This is a genomic window from Roseicyclus sp., from assembly GCF_018402035.1.
GTDB lineage: Bacteria > Pseudomonadota > Alphaproteobacteria > Rhodobacterales > Rhodobacteraceae > Roseicyclus.
Genome location: NZ_JAGYJN010000060.1, coordinates 1 through 1,908, shown reverse-complemented (window position 1 = coordinate 1,908; position 1,908 = coordinate 1). Strand labels below are relative to the sequence as shown.

General features: G+C 48.4%; 2 protein-coding genes. One reads left to right on the top strand and one right to left on the bottom strand.

The features are described 5' to 3' along the window. On the bottom strand, positions 1-266 hold a 266-nt coding region (locus KG698_RS15120), incomplete at its 3' end, for a sugar transferase (RefSeq protein WP_213686373.1). An 861-nt stretch (positions 267-1,127) separates the two neighbouring features. On the opposite strand from KG698_RS15120, the gene KG698_RS15115 reads away from it, so the two are divergent. After that, positions 1,128-1,556 carry a hypothetical protein gene (locus KG698_RS15115; protein WP_213686372.1) on the top strand — a complete coding sequence of 143 codons (429 nt, stop codon included), beginning with the start codon at positions 1,128-1,130 and terminating at the stop codon, positions 1,554-1,556. Positions 1,557-1,908 lie beyond the last annotated feature (352 nt).

Genomic DNA, 1,908 nt, shown 5'->3' with positions numbered 1-1,908 from the left:
CTAAGATCGACCAACGATTTATCCCCCATGAGCATGTTTAAAAGCTGCGGCATCTCATGCAAACGCCAACGGCGTAGTACCTGCCCCACCCGCGTGTTCCGCCAAGCGTTCTCGAGCTGGAAGAAAATGCTCTCGCGGCCACTGAGCGTGAGTGTCGCCCTGCGGCGCGCCTCTTCGTGTTGATCAAAAGAGAGGAATTTGATCATGCCAAAGCTCAGGCCGCCAAGACCCAAGCGCGGTCGCTCATGAAAGACAGGCAGGTGCAAGATCAGCCAAAGTGCGAGCGCAACGCAGAAAAGGGTTGGCCCTGTTGGTTTTCGTTGCGAACTGATTGGTTAGGCTCCCACGCCAGATGGTATCGCAATATGTAAAGGCGATGTGGATCCACACGAGTACAGGTATTTTGCGTCGCCTCACGGGACGTGAAGGCTCCGGGGCAGCCGAAAATAGCGATTCAGCGTCGCCTTGCGATCAAGCCCAGCAACACAGCCACCTTCGCCGTTGGCAGATCGAGTCCAGCGGCCTGCATCACCGTATTCTACCTATAAGGTAATGACTTACTTTCCTTTTTTAACATTAGGCCAATGTAACACAAAATTGATGGCCTACTATTTGATGGAGATCCCTCCCGTTGGGAGAAGGCGTTCGTACGACTAACGGCATCCAGTTCGCATAGTAGCGGAGACACCAAACTATTACGGACGCCATCGTGAAGAACTGCCACCACAACAACCAAGATCAGCAATGAAAAAATCTCAAAGACTTCATAGCCGACTACAAATTTGCTTGCCGCCTCCAGACACTCAGCTGGGTTCCGCCGCGTCAAAACATCTACAAATTCTAGATCTGACAGCCCAATCAATTTTTCCTAAACATGATCGACAACATGTTACAACTGAACACCCAAACCTTTCCGCGTTTGTGCTCATCTTCACGCAGTTGACTTTGAGAAAGTTGCCGCAGAACAATCTAGCCATGAGAGATAAAAAAGCGAAAATATTTCTAATGGACACAAACTACGAAAAAGGATAAAATCAACTGGGAATAAACATGGAGAACTATTCCCAGCGGATACTTATACTTCATGAAAACGTCACCGTTCGACAGCAATGAAAGGAAAAGGCACAATGACACCTAACGCTGATGTTATGAGAATCCTCCAGAACGAAAATTGGGCAGATATTCTAGAAGCGACATGTACACACTTCAATGAGCTGATCGAAAAACTTGGCCATCACGAAGACTATGAACGCGATGCTTGCCGCGAGTTAGTAAGCGAAGATAGCCCGTTTTCTAGGTGGTTTGGAGCGGCTTACAAAGACCAAACAGGACAAACATACTCGGAAGAAGATGGCATCACCTTTGACGATTTGAGAGGATTTGCATTCTCACAAAATGATGAGTTTATCTTTAACTTTCTGATGAACTATCTATCTGCCATGCGGCGCGATGGTTTCGAATTACCCGGTATTTCAAAGACTGAAGCCCAAAAGCGAAAACCAATGGTCGAGGCTAGCTTTGTCCAGACCATCAACGCCCTAATCGCGGCACAATAGAGTATGCAATAATGAGTGGTGAACTGATGCAGTCGATGCTGACGTTGCCCCTTGCACTTAATCAAATTCGAATCGCCTTAAGTTTAAGGGGCACCTATAAATTCCTTTGATGCGGCTAAATCGAGCACGCGGTGTGTCGGCAACTACTGCCGCAAAGCGCATCCGTTGGATAATGTTCAATAGTTCCATGTGGATCACTCCGTTTCACACGCTGCCCACAGCTTTGGGAAAAGGGGTCACATGGCTCCGTACTAAGTGAACATAATGAGCCTAACCGGCCCGTCTGTAGGTAAAAATTATCACCGACACCCCGATCGCCGTCTTTTTGACCCAGACGGCCGAGGCCGTCGCC